This is a genomic window from Enterobacter sp. 237C8, assembly GCF_034106865.1.
GTDB classification, from domain to species: Bacteria; Pseudomonadota; Gammaproteobacteria; order Enterobacterales; family Enterobacteriaceae; genus Enterobacter; species Enterobacter asburiae_B.
On record NZ_JAWNDF010000001.1, the window covers coordinates 777855 to 792271 of the forward strand.

The following is a 14417-nucleotide window of genomic DNA, read 5'->3' on the forward strand; positions in this document are numbered from 1 at the left end:
AAAGCCCGTACTTTCGTACGAGCTCTCATCTTAAATATGGCGGTGAGGGGGGGATTCGAACCCCCGATACGTTGCCGTATACACACTTTCCAGGCGTGCTCCTTCAGCCACTCGGACACCTCACCATATTGTCATCCCGTTGTTGCCGGGACGGGCGCTAATGTAAGGAAAAGCCGAACTGCCGTCAACTCACTTTTTCAGTAATTTAGCGCGTTTAGACAAACTTCAGGCAACATGATTCTTAAATGTGCTGAAAGCGTCTTTTTTATCAGCAACACAGTTGCGCTATAAATTTGTTATGCTGACCGTCCAGTGAAAAAGCAAAATAAATCAGCGCAATAAAAGGCAGGAATGACTATGGATATACTTTTCTATCACCCCACGTTTGATACGGCATACTGGATCAAGGCGCTTTCGGCGGCGTTACCCGGCGCACGCGTTCGCGAGTGGAAGCGTGGCGATAATGAACATGCTGACTATGCGCTGGTCTGGCATCCTCCGGTAGAAATGCTCCAGGGCCGCAAGCTGAAGGCCGTTTTTGCCCTGGGAGCCGGCGTGGATTCCATTCTGAGCAAACTGAAGGCACACCCTGAAATGCTGCCGGAAGAGATCCCCCTTTTCCGCCTGGAAGATACCGGAATGGGCCAGCAAATGCAGGAATATGCCGTGAGCCAGGTACTGCATTGGTTCCGCCGCTTTGATGATTATCAGGCCTTTAAACAGCGAGCCCACTGGGAGCCGCTGCCGGAGTACCATCGCGAAGACTTTACGATCGGCATACTCGGTGCGGGCGTGCTGGGCTCAAAAGTGGCCGAAGCGCTTGCCCCGTGGGGATTCCCGCTGCGCTGCTGGAGCCGCAGCCGCAAGGATTATCCGGGCGTTGAGAGTTTTGCCGGAACGGATGAGCTTCCTGCATTCCTGAAAGGGACACGCGTGCTTATTAACCTGCTGCCAAACACGGCGGAAACGGTAGGGATCATCAATGAAGCCCTGCTCAATCAGCTCGTCGACCAGAGCTACCTGATGAACCTGGCGCGCGGGGTCCATGTCGTGGAAGGCGATCTGCTGAAGGCGCTGGACAGCGGAAAGCTAAAAGGCGCCATGCTGGATGTCTATAGCCGTGAGCCGCTGCCCGCGGAAAGCCCGCTGTGGGCGCACCCGCGCGTGGCGATGACCCCGCACGTGGCTGCCGTGACGCGTCCGGCAGAAGCGGTGGCGTATATATCCCATACCATCAGCGAAATGGAAAAGGGTAACGCGGTCACCGGACAGGTCGACAGACAGCGCGGCTACTGAGAGAAACCCGGCGTTCGCCGGGTTTTTGCTAATATTCGCCGCTGATAACTGCTATCCTTTGGAAAAACCGCAGAGGAGAGAGAGATGTATCCCGTTGACCTGCATATGCACACCGTCGCCAGCACCCACGCGTATAGCAACCTCCATGATTATATCGCCCAGGCGAAGCTTAAAGGCATCAAGCTGTTCGCGATCACCGATCATGGCCCGGACATGGCGGATGCGCCGCACTACTGGCATTTTGTGAATATGCGGATCTGGCCACGTCTGGTGGACGGCATTGGGATACTGCGCGGCATTGAGGCGAACATCAAAAATACCGACGGTGAGATCGACTGCACCGGCCCGATGCTGACGTCTCTTGACCTTATCCTCGCCGGTTTTCATGAGCCGGTTTTCCCGCCTCAGGATAAAGACACCAACACCGCGGCGATGATTGCCACCATTGCCAGCGGCAATGTGCACATTATCAGCCACCCCGGTAACCCGAGGTATCCGATTGATATTCAGGCTGTCGCGCAGGCGGCAGCGAAGCACCGCGTGGCGCTGGAGATTAACAACTCCTCTTTTGTGCACTCGCGTAAGGGCAGTGAAGCCAACTGTCGCGAAGTGGCTGCCGCCGTGCGTGACGCAGGTGGCATGGTGGCGCTGGGCTCAGACTCTCATACCGCGTTTACGCTGGGCGATTTCAGCGAGTGCCTGAAAGTGCTGAATGATGTTAACTTCCCGGAAGCGCAAATCCTGAACGTGACCCCACGCCGCATGCTCGATTTCCTCGAGTCGCGCGGAATGGAACCGATAGCCGAATTTGCCGATCTTTAATTGTGTAATGGAATCATAAAAATGAACGAGTTTTCCATCCTCTGCCGCGTGCTGGGTACGCTCTATTATCGCCAGCCGCAAGACCCGCTGTTGGTTCCGCTCTTTACGTTAATTCGTGAAGGCAAACTGGCGCAGAACTGGCCGCTGGAACAGGATGATTTACTGGAACGTCTGCAAAAAAGCTGCGACATGCAGCAGATTGCGACGGACTACAATGCGCTGTTCGTCGGCGATGAGTGCCGCGTTTCGCCATACCGTTCAGCCTGGCAGGAAGGCGCAACGGAAGCGGAAGTCCGCGCGTTCCTCTCCACGCGCGGTATGCCGCTGAGCGACACGCCAGCCGATCATATCGGTACGCTGCTGCTGGCGGCGTCCTGGATCGAAGACAACGCCGGTGATGATGAGAATGAAGCCATCGAAACCCTGTTCGAAACGTACCTGCTGCCGTGGGTCGGGACATTCCTGGGTAAAGTCGAAGCGCATGCCACCTCGCCATTCTGGAGAACGCTGGCTCCGCTGACCCGCGACGCTATCGCGGCAATGTGGGATGAGCTGGAAGAAGAGAACGAAGAGTGATTTAGATCACATAAATTCTGCAACTCAACATTTCAACTTGCACGTAATGTGCTTCTGATCTCATTTCTATAGTGCGCATCTGCTAAGATGCGCGCCATGAATATATTACTTTGTATCGCACTAACGACAGGTATTCTCTCCGGACTCTGGGGATGGGTAGCCGTGTCTCTCGGATTGCTCAGCTGGGCCGGGTTCCTCGGCTGCACCGCCTATTTTGCCTGTCCGCAGGGGGGCGTCAAAGGGCTCTTTATCTCTGGCTGCACACTGATGAGCGGTGTTATCTGGGCGCTGGTGATCATGAAGGGCAGCGCGCTGGCGCCGCATCTGGAGATGCTGGGGTATGTCATGACGGGTGTCGTTGCCTTTTTAATGTGCATCCAGGCTAAGCATCTGCTGCTTTCATTTGTGCCGGGGACCTTTATGGGGGCGTGCGCGACCTTTGCAGGGCAGGGTGACTGGAAGCTGGTGGTTCCCTCCCTGGCGCTGGGGTTGCTGTTTGGCTATGCCATGAAAAACAGCGGTCTTTGGCTGGCGTCGCGACGGGGAAAAGCGCAAAACATCACTGCGGTGAGCGAATAAAAAAAGGCGAGATAATCATCTCGCCTTTTTATGCGCTTCCTGTCAGGATTCCGGAGGGACTGACATATCGCGGTATTTCACCAGTATCGGGTTCTGCACGTCTGCTTTGTTTTGCAGATCCCACAGCCCGCGGTCAATACCGTCGTTGATTAAGAAGATCACGCCGGTTTCAATGGCTGACATCAGGCACATCATGACCGGCTCGTTAGAGGTGTAGCCAATTTCACCTTCCAGCAAACGCTGGTAATCGATGAAGCGGAATACCCCTGCCTGCACTTCATAAGACAGAATGGTTTTGCTGGTGTTCACCGAAGAGAGCACTTCGCCTGTACTGACGTTAACCACACGCAGGTTCACGGCGATTTGGTCAAGCTGGTACTGGGTATCCGCACCGATACCGAAGTAACGAGCTCCTGCACCACCCGACTTAACGTTACTTTCGTAGCCAATAATCGATCCTTCGATCATCACGTTCGCTGCCGCCAGAGATTGCAGAGGCATGCGGTTATTGTCCGCGACGGTGCCATTTTCCTGAGCGGCACGAATGATTTTGCGTTCATTCAACAGGTTCTGGAGCCCCTGACGTTCCAGCGGAATAAACCAGTGCGAATCCTTGAGCGCGGTAACCAGCATGGCGGTGGCGCTTTGCGGCACAGCCGTGGAGAAGTTACTTGCCGGGTAAGGTTTGAATTGCCCGGTTTCATCCTGAATGTTGTATACGGAGACAAATATTTTCCCCGTCGGTGAAGGTAAATGCGTTAAATCACGATAACTCTGGGCCCGAGGCATTAATGTCGGTTTTGCAGCTTCTTTAGGTGGAGCAGTTAAACAACCGCTCAATAAGCACACTGCAACAAATATCAGGAAGCGCTGCATGATCGTTGTCCTTATTTAGCTATTGTTTAAAAGTCAGTTGAATTACTTTGTAGACCGGAAACCTGAATGGTGGAGATTCTTCCGGTTTTACGATCGGTCACGTTCAACTGAAGCTGTCCGTCAGTATTGGCGATATCAACGATAAAGTCGTTGGTCACCATGCGGCCGGGTTTACCGGTATTAATGTTGGTCAGTAACCCCCCTAAAATCTGCGACTGAATAGCTTGAGTGAAGTTGTCCAGTGCGGACGGGGTATCAACGCTAAAATCCTTTAAGCTGGGATCCTTATAGGAGTTTTGCGCCTGGGCTTCGTTCAGCAGGAACGCGCCGTTATTAGGGTTACCGCCAAAGTTAGGGTTACGGAACTGAAACGTCATGTTTCCGGCCCAGCTTATGGGTGTTATCAGCATTATCGAAACAACTGCATATGCAATACGCATGACAGCCTCCGCATATCGGTTCGCTAGAACTCGTCTTTTGCTAAATCGCTGGTGCTTAATAGGGCTTTATCTATTTGCAGGCGATTAATAGCGTCTTCTGATTGTGCCAGTGCTAAGGCTACGTTTTTATCGAAGTCTATTTTGGTCGGGAATAAAAACGTTTGATAAATAACGTACTGATTAGCCGTTATTGTTATCCAACTTCCCCATCGTGCACTTGGCCGCTCGTTGATTGTTATATTTCCGGTGTAGGTACTGTCCCATTTGTCACTGAAGGCGCGGTAAAAACTGTGCCCGACCGATGAGACAGTGTGGTCTGTTAACAATCCGGGAACTTCGACCTCGACGGCCTTCAGATTCCCGGCAGCGAGCAGGAAACTCGCTGCGGCGATCCAACTCAACGTGCGCTTCATGTGATTAACGCCTGAGGTTATCGTTTGCCCACGAAACAGCCTGAGTTCGGTTTTTAACAGCTATCTTCTTGAAAAGATTATAAAGGTGCGTCTTTACCGTATTTTCGCTGATAAATAACGAACGGGCGATTTCAATATTTGAAGCACCAATGCGTAACTTGTTCAGGATCTCTTTCTCACGGTGCGTGAGCAGTGCGGACTCTGAACTGTTATAGCGATAATTTCCGGAGTGCGTGATGAGATAGCTGGCAAGCTTTTGCGAAAAATAACACTCTCCGCGCAATATACCTTGCAGCCCCTCTACCACCCGGTCTTCTTCTTCCGTGACGTAGAACACGCCATTGATATGCGGCCAGCTTTCAATATCTCTGAAAGGATATTCATCAGGCGTATTCAACAATAGCACGCGGATATTATTGTTTTTCCTGCTTAAAATATCTTGCCAGTAATGGATAAGCTTTTTATCAGCTTCCATCATATCGAAAAGAATGATGCTGCCAGGTGCAATATCATCAAAAGAACGTTGAATATTATGCAATTTCCCGTTCAGTGATAAAGATTGCTTTAAATGTTGTAATAACGCTGTCGCTTGCAAAGAAGGTTTTGTGATCAACAGTAATGTATGACCATGTAAACTATGGACTTCATTATACATGATGAAACCCCACTTTTTTTGGCACCTGGCAGCTGTCCTCCTGTTTATTAGAGGACACCAGAAGTACTGACAGATGTTGCACTGCTGTGTGTAGAATCAGACCATAATCTCCACAGGGAGGTAAATATAAAACCAATTTCGTACATCTAATTTCAATCTAGCTTTTACGAAGTTTAAAGCAAGTGTTAAACGTGTAACATAATGTAAAAATCAATATTAATTTGTGAAAACTGCTTGTTGTTAATGGTAATAATTCATGAAAAAGTTGTACATATAAATAGATGTGCACAGATTTTAAAAATCATACAAATATTTTTATGTGATTGATTTTTGAGATTATTTGTTATTTTTACGCAGCAGTAATTAAGTATGAGTTTCAGATTATTTCTAAGCCCATGAATGGGCTGCTGCCTGGCTTAAGAAAACAGGCGTCGTGTCACGCACTGAGAAAAATGATCTCCAGCCGTTACGTTTAAACAACGCGGGATGACGCCTGGACAGCCTTCATCCCGTTGTACAACCCGATCGCAAGACCTGCTTAATAAAAAATATAAGCTGACCTGATTAAAGTGATTTTTGATGTAAATTACGACTTTGTGGTGAGCCGATAAATAAAAATAAGCCGCGCGGGTGAGATATTTAAAATGTTTCAGCGGACATACTCTTCACCGTAACGACGCGTTAACACAATACGAGTCGTTTTAACAAGTAGCATTGTTATAGGGTTATGGCGTGATTAAATAGCCAGGTCCAGGGTGACAACATGAAAAACACATCGTTAATTATGATGTTTACATTACTGGGTGCGCCTGGATTTGTAACCGCAGCGAATTCAGATTTGGCAAATGCTGAATATAACTTTGCGGTTAACGAATTAAGTCTTTCATCACTCAATCAGGCAGCCATTATTGGTCAACGGGGCGTTTTCAATAACGCTGAGGTTAGCCAGGACGGTTCAAGACTCTTATCCATTGTATCTCAGGATGGGGCGGGTAACAGAGCGAGAGTTGATCAATCAGGGAGTTACAATTTAGCCTGGATCGATCAGAGCGGTAACGGGAATGATGCAGGTATTACGCAAGATGGATACGGTAATAGCGCGAAAATTATCCAGAAAGGGTCGGGTAATAGAGCAAATATTACGCAGTACGGTACGCAGAAAACCGCAGTTGTAGTGCAGAAACAGTCGCAAATGGCGATTAACGTTATTCAACATTAGCGCGTTCGCGACGACTTTAATCAATCCGATGGGGGTTTACCATGAAATTTATCAAAGTGGCAGCACTTGCAGCAATCGTAGTTTCTGGTAGTGCTATGGCGGGTTCTATTAATCAGGGCGGATGGGGTCATGGACATGGTCATGGTGGAAACAGTGGCCCAAATTCAACTCTGAATATTTATCAGAACGGTGGCGGTAACTCCGCGGTTGCCCTGCAGACAGACGCCAGAAATTCCGTCCTGAATATTAGCCAGACCGGCGGCTTTAACGGTGCTGACGTTGGTCAGGGCTCTGATGACAGTAAAATCAACCTGACCCAGAAAGGTTTTGGCAACAGTGCGACACTTGATCAGTGGAACAGTAAAAAATCCGTTATGAACGTTAGCCAGTCCGGCGGCTTTAACGGTGCACTCGTAGACCAGACTGCGTCCAACTCGACTGTTAACGTTACCCAGATCGGTTTTGGTAACCACGCGTCAGCTCATCAGTACTGATACTGAAATCTGTGCTACAAAAAAACAGGGCATCAGCCCTGTTTTTTTTCGGGAGTTCATCATGAATACCTTAATTCTACTCGCCGCGCTTTCCAGCCAGATAACCTTCAAAACGTCACAGCAGGAAAATATGACCACCATTGTTCCTCAGGTCACTCTGGCGCAGTCGTGTGATTGTCAGGTTCAGATTGTTTCTGTGCGAGAAGGGCAGGGGGGACAAAGTTCTTCCCGGCAGCAAAACACACTTTTTATACCCGCTAATCAGACGATTGATTTAATGCGCCTGAGTTTAAATATTAATGCGGGAGACACGGTAAAAATCGTTGTCACCGTTTCAGACGGTAAATCGCTGCATTTATCACAACAGTGGTCGCCAGCGGAACGCTCGCTCTAAACGTTCATGAAATCAATAGGTTGGGAATGTGGCGGGTCTGGGCCGTTGAGCTATGCTGATATCAGGGACCAGGTCGTTATGTTCCGTAACGTGAAACTTCGTTTGTCATAATAAATGAAGCGCGTTTACCCCTCATGGACGATTTTCATTGAGGAGTACCTATAATGAACAACTATTTTGCTCGACTCATGGCAGGTCTGGGTCTGGTCGTTTCTGCTTTGAGTATCCCGGCTTATTCGGCCACGGTTGTTGACGGCGGTGTCATTCATTTTCGCGGTGCCATTGTCGCCGACCCCTGTGAAGTCACTCCCCAGAAGCAACAGTTTGCCATGTCATGTCCAGATAATAACCGTATGCAAACGCGTATGGTCAGCTATGAAGAGGCGCTTAACGGGAAAGTGAGCGACTCAAACGTGGCAACGCTCAATATGAAATACCTTAATCCTGAAAAAACGCTCGCGGTTGTCGAAATCCAGTATCGCTAATGCGCGCTCTCCCGCCCTGCGATGGATGAGGATTTTTTCTGATAGTTTTTTCTCCCGGTCTCCTCTGCGATACACTTAAGAAAATGGCGGGTTGCAGAGGGGCTTTATGAAACCGCAAATTGAAATTATTCATGGCGATATTACGACAGTGCACGTCGACGTTATCGTCAATGCGGCCAATCCCTCCCTGATGGGGGGAGGCGGCGTGGACGGGGCTATCCACCGGGCTGCCGGACCGCAGCTGCTGGAAGCCTGTAAAACCGTGCGGCAACAGCAGGGCGAATGTCCTCCCGGTCACGCGGTGATTACGCTGGCGGGCAATCTGCCTGCGAGAGCGGTAATTCACGCGGTAGGGCCGGTCTGGCATGGCGGTGATCAGCACGAAGCGAGTATTCTGGAAGAGGCTTACCGGAACTGTCTGCGACTGGCCGCCGACAACGGTTATAAAACGATGGCGTTTCCGGCGATCAGCACCGGCGTGTATGGTTACCCTAAGGCCGCTGCCGCAACGATCGCCGTTGAAACGGTTTACCGCTATTTGTCGCTAAAACCGCTGCCAGAGAAGGTGATTTTTGTCTGTTTCGACGACGACACCACGCATCTTTATCAGCGGCTTCTGACTCAGCGCAGACAAGAGCTGGAGAGCTGATGCAAACGCGGCGCATCTGATGCGCCGCGTGATTTATGAGGCTTTTGCCTGTGGTTTTCCTGAAAAGAGGAAGCGCAGGAGCGGGATCCGCAGATGGATTTCGTAGAGTACGATTGCCACCCCTACAACAAACACCAGCCCGGTAAAGAAGCCCAGCGTGTTGGAGGCGATGTGCGGTGTGATGTAAGCCCCGAAGAAAAGCGTCAACGGGTGATGCACCAGATAGATAAACAGTGACGCATTAACGAAGTAGGTCACGCGGCTGGACTTAAAGTTCAGCAAGCGGTGTCCCAGCGCGAATACGACGTTCACCATCCACAGCCCCAGCAGCATAGTGATCACGCTTTCCGTTTCATACATCCAGGCGTCGCCGCTGCCGTAGCGCTGATTCAGCAGATAGGCCGCGAACGCGAGGCTTGCCCCCAGCGCGCACCACGGTGACGGGGTGACAAACAGCGATTTAAGCTTCGGATGAATAAAGGCCAGCGCGCCGATTAAAAAGAACGGAATGTAGAACAGGGACTGCATCACCACAAAATTAAATAACCCGTCGCTCAAAATCGGCGGATAGACGATAAGCAGCGTCCGTCGCACGGCGGCATAGGCAATCCCCAACAGCAAGAAGAGCACAGACAGTTTGCCCATCGTAACGTTGGCGAAGAAGGTGTCGGCTTTTGTACTCAGACGGTGGCGCAGGCGGCTGAAAATCAACAGGCTCACCGTTGTGAGCACCACCAGCACCAGCAGGAACCACAGGTGAGACACCAGCTCCCAGACCAGCGTATTGTACTTTTCATACAGCGTAAGGTTCGGCCAGTTCTCCGCTTTGCCTTTGACGTATTGCAACATAATGAACTGAGGCAGCGTCAGCAGTGGAATTGCGGTCAGCATGGGGATCCCCACGCGCTCTACGCGCACTTTCCACCAGCGCTTGAGCGGGTATCGCAGAAACAGCATGTAAGAAAAATAGCCGGATATGACGAAGAACACCTGCATACGGAAGGCGTGAATAAAGTCATTAAACAGCGTCAGCCACCAGGAGGGCATCTGGCTATTCACATGCCAGGTGTGGCTTGAGTAAATCAGCGAAATGTGAAAGGGGATCCCCAGTAGCATCAGCCAGGCCCTGATCGAGTCGAGGAAATATTCACGTTCTGTTGGTGTTGTGCTCATATAACGTTGTGCATTCTCAGACTTTTCGTCTTATCCCTAAGACTCATAATGGTTACATTCGAAGCCAACCCTACACCAAGACCGACACCCTGTCTCCAGGATAAGCACGCAAAGTGAATAGCGGGTTCTTTCATTTGCTTATTCCATGAGCCAGCAGCTGAACAAAGCAGTGATAATGTTGTCGGATTGCCTGAGTTTCCATTAAAATGGATCGGATCGATATAAGCACACAAAGGGGGAAGTGCTTACTTATTATGAAACATAAACCACAGATGATGAAAATGCGTTGGTTGGGTGCTGCAGTGGTGTTATCACTGTATACCTCATCGGCACTGGCCTTTAACATCGACGATGTCGCAAAACAGGCAAAATCGATGGCAGGCAAGAGCTACGAAGCGCCGAAAAGTAACTTGCCCTCCGTTTTCCGCGACATGAAGTATGCGGACTATCAGCAGATCCAGTTCAATCACGACAAAGCGTACTGGAGCAATATTAAAACCCCGTTCAAGCTTGAATTTTATCATCAGGGTATGTACTTCGACACGCCTGTTGCCATCAATGAAGTGACGGCAACCGCGGTACGTAAGATCAAGTACAGCCCGGATTACTTCAATTTTGGCAATGTGCAACACGACAAAGATACGGTGAAAGACCTGGGCTTCGCAGGCTTTAAGGTGCTTTACCCGATCAACAGCAAAGATAAAAACGACGAAATCGTCAGCATGCTTGGCGCCAGCTATTTCCGCGTTATCGGCGCGGGGCAGGTGTACGGGCTTTCTGCGCGTGGTCTGGCCATTGATACCGCGCTGCCATCAGGTGAAGAGTTCCCGCGTTTCCGTGAGTTCTGGATTGAACGTCCAAAGCCAACGGATAAGCGTCTGACCATTTATGCGCTGCTGGATTCCCCGCGTGCAACCGGTGCCTATCGCTTTGTAATTATGCCGGGTCGTGACACGGTAGTTGACGTGCAGTCCAAGGTTTACCTGCGTGATAAAGTGGGCAAACTGGGCGTTGCGCCACTGACCAGTATGTTCCTGTTTGGGCCGAACCAGCCGTCACCGGCTACCAACTTCCGTCCGGAACTGCATGACTCCAACGGTCTGTCTATTCATGCCGGCAACGGTGAGTGGATCTGGCGTCCGCTGAATAACCCGAAACATCTGGCGGTTAGCAGCTTCGCAATGGAAAACCCGCAAGGTTTTGGCCTGCTGCAGCGTGGTCGTCAGTTCTCCCGCTTTGAAGATTTGGACGATCGCTATGACCAGCGTCCAAGCGCCTGGGTCACGCCAAACGGTGACTGGGGTAAAGGCAAGGTCGAGCTGGTAGAGATTCCAACCAACGACGAAACCAACGATAACATCGTCGCTTACTGGACGCCGGATCAACTGCCGGAAGCCGGTAAAGAGATGAACTTCAAGTACACCATTACCTTCAGCCGCGACGAAGATAAGCTGCATGCGCCGGATAACGCGTATGTAATGCAGACTCGCCGCTCAACGGGTGATGTGAAGCAGTCTAATCTTATTCGTCAGCCTGACGGTACCGTGGCGTTTGTCGTGGACTTCACAGGCCAGGATATGAAGAAACTGTCACCGGACACCGCCGTTGTCGCTCAGGCCAGCATCGGTGATAACGGTGAAATCGTTGAGAATACCGTGCGTTACAACCCGGTAACCAAAGGCTGGCGTCTGACCCTGCGCGTGAAAGTGAAAGATCCGAAACAGACCACTGAAATGCGTGCTGCGCTGGTCAGTAACGATCAGCCGCTGAGTGAAACCTGGAGCTATCAGCTACCTGCCAATGAATAATACATCTGAATATATTGATGCCATGCCGCTGACGGATATCGAAAAAGCGGCACTGCCAAAGAGCGACATCCGCGCGGTTCACACCGCGCTGGATGGTGAACATCATACGTTTTCCCGTGATGATGATACGCCGCTCGGGTCAGTCAAGGCGCGTCTGGAGCAGGCCTGGCCGGACTCGCTGGCGGAAGGGCAGTTGATTAAAGACGACGAAGGACGCGCTCAGCTTCAGGCGATGCCGAAGGCCACGCGTTCCTCTATGTTCCCCGATCCATGGCGCACCAACCCGGTGGGTCGCTTCTGGGATCGCCTGCGCGGGCGTGATGTGACGCCGCGCTATCTGTCGCGCCTGACGAAAGAAGAGCAGGCGTCCGAACAGAAATGGCGTACCGTGGGGACAATCCGTCGCTATATCCTGCTGCTTCTGACGCTGGCGCAGACGGTCGTCGCGACCTGGTACATGAAAACTATCCTGCCTTACCAGGGCTGGGCGTTTATCAACCCAACGGACATGATGGGCCAGGATCTCTGGGTCTCCTTCATGCAGCTGCTGCCGTATATCCTGCAGAGCGGCATTCTCCTGCTGTTCGCGGTCCTCTTCTGCTGGGTCTCGGCCGGTTTCTGGACCGCGCTGATGGGCTTCCTGCAATTGCTGATGGGGCGTGACAAATACAGCATTTCAGCGTCAACGGTCGGGGATGAACCCCTTAATCCCGACCACCGTACCGCGCTGATTATGCCTATCTGTAACGAAGACGTTGACCGCGTATTTGCGGGCCTGCGTGCGACCTGGGAGTCCGTGAAGGCGACCGGCAACGCGGAGCATTTCGACGTTTACATCCTGAGCGACAGCTACAACCCTGATATCTGCGTTGCGGAACAAAAAGCGTGGATGGAGCTGATTGCAGAAGTGCAGGGCGAAGGCCAGATCTTCTACCGCCGCCGCCGCCGTCGCGTTAAGCGTAAAAGCGGCAACATCGATGACTTCTGCCGTCGCTGGGGTAACCAGTACAGCTACATGGTGGTGCTGGATGCTGACTCCGTCATGAGCGGAGACTGCCTGAGCGGTCTGGTGCGTCTGATGGAAGCCAACCCTAACGCCGGTATCATTCAGTCCTCGCCAAAAGCGTCCGGAATGGACACCCTTTATGCGCGCTGCCAGCAGTTCGCCACCCGTGTTTACGGGCCGCTGTTTACGGCCGGTCTGCACTTCTGGCAGCTGGGTGAGTCGCACTACTGGGGCCATAACGCCATTATCCGCGTGAAGCCGTTCATTGAACACTGTGCGCTGGCGCCGCTGCCGGGTGAGGGTTCGTTTGCCGGTTCTATTCTGTCGCATGACTTCGTAGAAGCGGCGCTGATGCGTCGTGCTGGCTGGGGCGTCTGGATTGCCTACGACCTGCCGGGATCGTACGAAGAGCTGCCGCCGAACCTGCTGGACGAGCTCAAGCGTGACCGCCGCTGGTGTCACGGTAACCTGATGAACTTCCGCCTGTTCCTGGTAAAAGGGATGCACCCGGTTCACCGCGCGGTGTTCCTGACGGGCGTGATGTCCTATCTCTCTGCACCGCTGTGGTTTATGTTCCTCGCGCTCTCCACTGCGCTGCAGGTTGTCCATGCCCTGACGGAGCCGCAATACTTCCTGCAACCGCGGCAGCTGTTCCCGGTGTGGCCGCAGTGGCGTCCGGAGCTGGCGATTGCGCTGTTTGCCTCCACCATGGTGCTGCTGTTCCTGCCTAAGCTGCTCAGCATCATCCTGATCTGGTGCAAAGGCTCGAAAGAGTACGGCGGTTTCTTCCGCGTGACCCTTTCACTGCTGCTGGAAGTGCTGTTCTCCGTCCTGTTGGCGCCGGTACGTATGCTGTTCCACACCGTGTTTGTGGTCAGTGCGTTCCTGGGCTGGGAAGTGGTCTGGAACTCACCGCAGCGTGACGACGACTCCACGCCGTGGGGTGAAGCCTTTATGCGCCACGGTTCTCAGCTTCTGCTGGGTCTGGTGTGGGCTGCCGGGATGGCGTGGCTGGATCTGCGCTTCCTGTTCTGGCTGGCGCCGATTGTCTTCTCGCTGATCCTGTCGCCGTTTGTGTCCGTGATTTCCAGCCGTTCAACGGTGGGGCTGCGGACCAAACGCTGGAAGCTGTTCCTGATCCCGGAAGAGTATTCCCCGCCGCAGGTGCTGGTGGATACCGATCGTTACCTGGAACAGAACCGCAGTCGCTCGCTGGATGACGGCTTCATGCACGCCGTGTTTAACCCGTCATTCAACGCCCTGGCGACGGCAATGGCGACCGCGCGTCACCGTGCCAGCCAGGTGCTGGAGATTGCCCGCGATCGTCACGTTGAGCAGGCGCTTAACGAGACCCCGGAAAAACTCAACCGCGACCGTCGTCTGGTGCTGTTGAGCGACCCGGTGACAATGGCGCGTCTTCACTACCGCGTGTGGTCCGCTCCGGAGAAATACTCTTCGTGGGTGAACTACTATAAGGACGTGAAGCTGAATCCGCTCGCCCTGAAGGCGAAGTAAGCAGTTAAGTAAGGCGG

16 protein-coding genes and 1 tRNA gene are annotated in these 14417 nt (G+C 52.1%); 11 read left to right on the top strand and 6 right to left on the bottom strand.

What is annotated here, in order from left to right:
- Nucleotides 1–37: 37 nt before the first annotated feature.
- Nucleotides 38–125 (bottom strand) — tRNA-Ser (locus USF70_RS03750).
- 232 nt (nt 126–357) lie between these two features.
- On the opposite strand from USF70_RS03750, the gene ghrA reads away from it, so the two are divergent.
- The 4 genes from ghrA to USF70_RS03770 all read left to right on the top strand — a co-directional run bounded on the left by ghrA (nt 358) and on the right by USF70_RS03770 (nt 3273).
- Nucleotides 358–1296: a glyoxylate/hydroxypyruvate reductase GhrA gene (gene ghrA / locus USF70_RS03755; protein ID WP_064672266.1), complete on the top strand. Its 939-nt coding sequence runs from the start codon at nt 358–360 to the stop codon at nt 1294–1296.
- Nucleotides 1297–1380: 84 nt separating this feature from the next.
- A complete protein-coding gene (locus USF70_RS03760; protein WP_033145179.1) occupies nt 1381–2118 on the top strand; it encodes a phosphatase in 738 nt (245 codons plus the stop codon).
- A gap of 21 nt (nt 2119–2139) precedes the next feature.
- Nucleotides 2140–2694 (top strand): molecular chaperone, encoded by a 555-nt coding sequence (locus USF70_RS03765; protein WP_029740002.1) that lies wholly within the window; start codon nt 2140–2142, stop codon nt 2692–2694.
- A gap of 96 nt (nt 2695–2790) precedes the next feature.
- Nucleotides 2791–3273 (top strand): DUF1097 domain-containing protein, encoded by a 483-nt coding sequence (locus tag USF70_RS03770; protein WP_074399111.1) that lies wholly within the window; start codon nt 2791–2793, stop codon nt 3271–3273.
- Between the two features lie 42 nt (nt 3274–3315).
- Here USF70_RS03770 and csgG read toward each other — a convergent pair whose 3' ends face one another.
- Genes csgG through csgD form a run of 4 tightly spaced genes read right to left on the bottom strand, consistent with a single transcriptional unit; the run spans nt 3316 to nt 5657 of the window.
- Entirely contained in the window at nt 3316–4149 is an 834-nt protein-coding gene (gene csgG / locus USF70_RS03775; protein ID WP_025755858.1) for a curli production assembly/transport protein CsgG, read from the bottom strand.
- 26 nt (nt 4150–4175) lie between these two features.
- Nucleotides 4176–4589: a curli production assembly/transport protein CsgF gene (gene csgF, locus USF70_RS03780; RefSeq protein ID WP_008500846.1), complete on the bottom strand. Its 414-nt coding sequence runs from the start codon at nt 4587–4589 to the stop codon at nt 4176–4178.
- A gap of 23 nt (nt 4590–4612) precedes the next feature.
- On the bottom strand, nt 4613–5002 hold the full coding sequence (csgE, locus tag USF70_RS03785) for a curli production assembly/transport protein CsgE (RefSeq protein WP_033145182.1): 390 nt from the start codon (nt 5000–5002) through the stop codon (nt 4613–4615).
- A 4-nt stretch (nt 5003–5006) separates the two neighbouring features.
- Nucleotides 5007–5657 carry a biofilm master transcriptional regulator CsgD gene (csgD, locus tag USF70_RS03790; protein WP_021240790.1) on the bottom strand — a complete coding sequence of 217 codons (651 nt, stop codon included), beginning with the start codon at nt 5655–5657 and terminating at the stop codon, nt 5007–5009.
- A 763-nt stretch (nt 5658–6420) separates the two neighbouring features.
- On the opposite strand from csgD, the gene csgB reads away from it, so the two are divergent.
- The 5 genes from csgB (at nt 6421) to ymdB (ending at nt 8898) form a co-directional block, all read left to right on the top strand.
- Complete coding sequence (gene csgB, locus USF70_RS03795; RefSeq protein ID WP_033145183.1) at nt 6421–6876, top strand: curli minor subunit CsgB; 456 nt, start codon at nt 6421–6423, stop codon at nt 6874–6876.
- A 41-nt stretch (nt 6877–6917) separates the two neighbouring features.
- Complete coding sequence (csgA, locus tag USF70_RS03800; RefSeq protein ID WP_033145184.1) at nt 6918–7370, top strand: curli major subunit CsgA; 453 nt, start codon at nt 6918–6920, stop codon at nt 7368–7370.
- A gap of 61 nt (nt 7371–7431) precedes the next feature.
- Nucleotides 7432–7764, top strand: coding sequence for a curli assembly chaperone CsgC (gene csgC, locus USF70_RS03805; RefSeq protein ID WP_033145185.1), 333 nt, complete (start codon nt 7432–7434; stop codon nt 7762–7764).
- 164 nt (nt 7765–7928) lie between these two features.
- The gene (locus tag USF70_RS03810; RefSeq protein ID WP_033145186.1) at nt 7929–8249 is read left to right on the top strand and encodes a type 1 fimbrial protein; all 321 of its coding nucleotides are present in this window, start codon (nt 7929–7931) and stop codon (nt 8247–8249) included.
- Between the two features lie 106 nt (nt 8250–8355).
- Nucleotides 8356–8898: an O-acetyl-ADP-ribose deacetylase gene (gene ymdB, locus USF70_RS03815; RefSeq protein ID WP_023311113.1), complete on the top strand. Its 543-nt coding sequence runs from the start codon at nt 8356–8358 to the stop codon at nt 8896–8898.
- A gap of 33 nt (nt 8899–8931) precedes the next feature.
- On the opposite strand, the gene mdoC is transcribed toward ymdB, so the two are convergent.
- Entirely contained in the window at nt 8932–10071 is a 1140-nt protein-coding gene (mdoC, locus tag USF70_RS03820) for a glucans biosynthesis protein MdoC (protein WP_039261736.1), read from the bottom strand.
- Between the two features lie 254 nt (nt 10072–10325).
- On the opposite strand from mdoC, the gene mdoG reads away from it, so the two are divergent.
- Both mdoG and mdoH read left to right on the top strand, forming a co-directional pair.
- Nucleotides 10326–11879: a glucan biosynthesis protein G gene (mdoG, locus tag USF70_RS03825; RefSeq protein WP_213729448.1), complete on the top strand. Its 1554-nt coding sequence runs from the start codon at nt 10326–10328 to the stop codon at nt 11877–11879.
- Complete coding sequence (mdoH, locus tag USF70_RS03830) at nt 11872–14400, top strand: glucans biosynthesis glucosyltransferase MdoH (RefSeq protein ID WP_069302630.1); 2529 nt, start codon at nt 11872–11874, stop codon at nt 14398–14400. The genes mdoG and mdoH overlap by 8 nt, the downstream gene beginning before the upstream one ends.
- Nucleotides 14401–14417 lie beyond the last annotated feature (17 nt).

Excerpts from the sequence above, each read along its gene's own strand:
- ghrA (WP_064672266.1), top strand. The coding sequence starts at position 358 with ATGGATATACTTTTCTATCACCCCACGTTTGATACGGCATACTGGATC.
- USF70_RS03760 (WP_033145179.1), top strand. The coding sequence starts at position 1,381 with ATGTATCCCGTTGACCTGCATATGCACACCGTCGCCAGCACCCACGCG.
- USF70_RS03765 (WP_029740002.1), top strand. The coding sequence starts at position 2,140 with ATGAACGAGTTTTCCATCCTCTGCCGCGTGCTGGGTACGCTCTATTAT.
- USF70_RS03770 (WP_074399111.1), top strand. The coding sequence starts at position 2,791 with ATGAATATATTACTTTGTATCGCACTAACGACAGGTATTCTCTCCGGA.
- csgG (WP_025755858.1), bottom strand. The coding sequence starts at position 4,149 with ATGCAGCGCTTCCTGATATTTGTTGCAGTGTGCTTATTGAGCGGTTGT.
- csgF (WP_008500846.1), bottom strand. The coding sequence starts at position 4,589 with ATGCGTATTGCATATGCAGTTGTTTCGATAATGCTGATAACACCCATA.
- csgE (WP_033145182.1), bottom strand. The coding sequence starts at position 5,002 with ATGAAGCGCACGTTGAGTTGGATCGCCGCAGCGAGTTTCCTGCTCGCT.
- csgD (WP_021240790.1), bottom strand. The coding sequence starts at position 5,657 with ATGTATAATGAAGTCCATAGTTTACATGGTCATACATTACTGTTGATC.
- csgB (WP_033145183.1), top strand. The coding sequence starts at position 6,421 with ATGAAAAACACATCGTTAATTATGATGTTTACATTACTGGGTGCGCCT.
- csgA (WP_033145184.1), top strand. The coding sequence starts at position 6,918 with ATGAAATTTATCAAAGTGGCAGCACTTGCAGCAATCGTAGTTTCTGGT.
- csgC (WP_033145185.1), top strand. The coding sequence starts at position 7,432 with ATGAATACCTTAATTCTACTCGCCGCGCTTTCCAGCCAGATAACCTTC.
- USF70_RS03810 (WP_033145186.1), top strand. The coding sequence starts at position 7,929 with ATGAACAACTATTTTGCTCGACTCATGGCAGGTCTGGGTCTGGTCGTT.
- ymdB (WP_023311113.1), top strand. The coding sequence starts at position 8,356 with ATGAAACCGCAAATTGAAATTATTCATGGCGATATTACGACAGTGCAC.
- mdoC (WP_039261736.1), bottom strand. The coding sequence starts at position 10,071 with ATGAGCACAACACCAACAGAACGTGAATATTTCCTCGACTCGATCAGG.
- mdoG (WP_213729448.1), top strand. The coding sequence starts at position 10,326 with ATGAAACATAAACCACAGATGATGAAAATGCGTTGGTTGGGTGCTGCA.
- mdoH (WP_069302630.1), top strand. The coding sequence starts at position 11,872 with ATGAATAATACATCTGAATATATTGATGCCATGCCGCTGACGGATATC.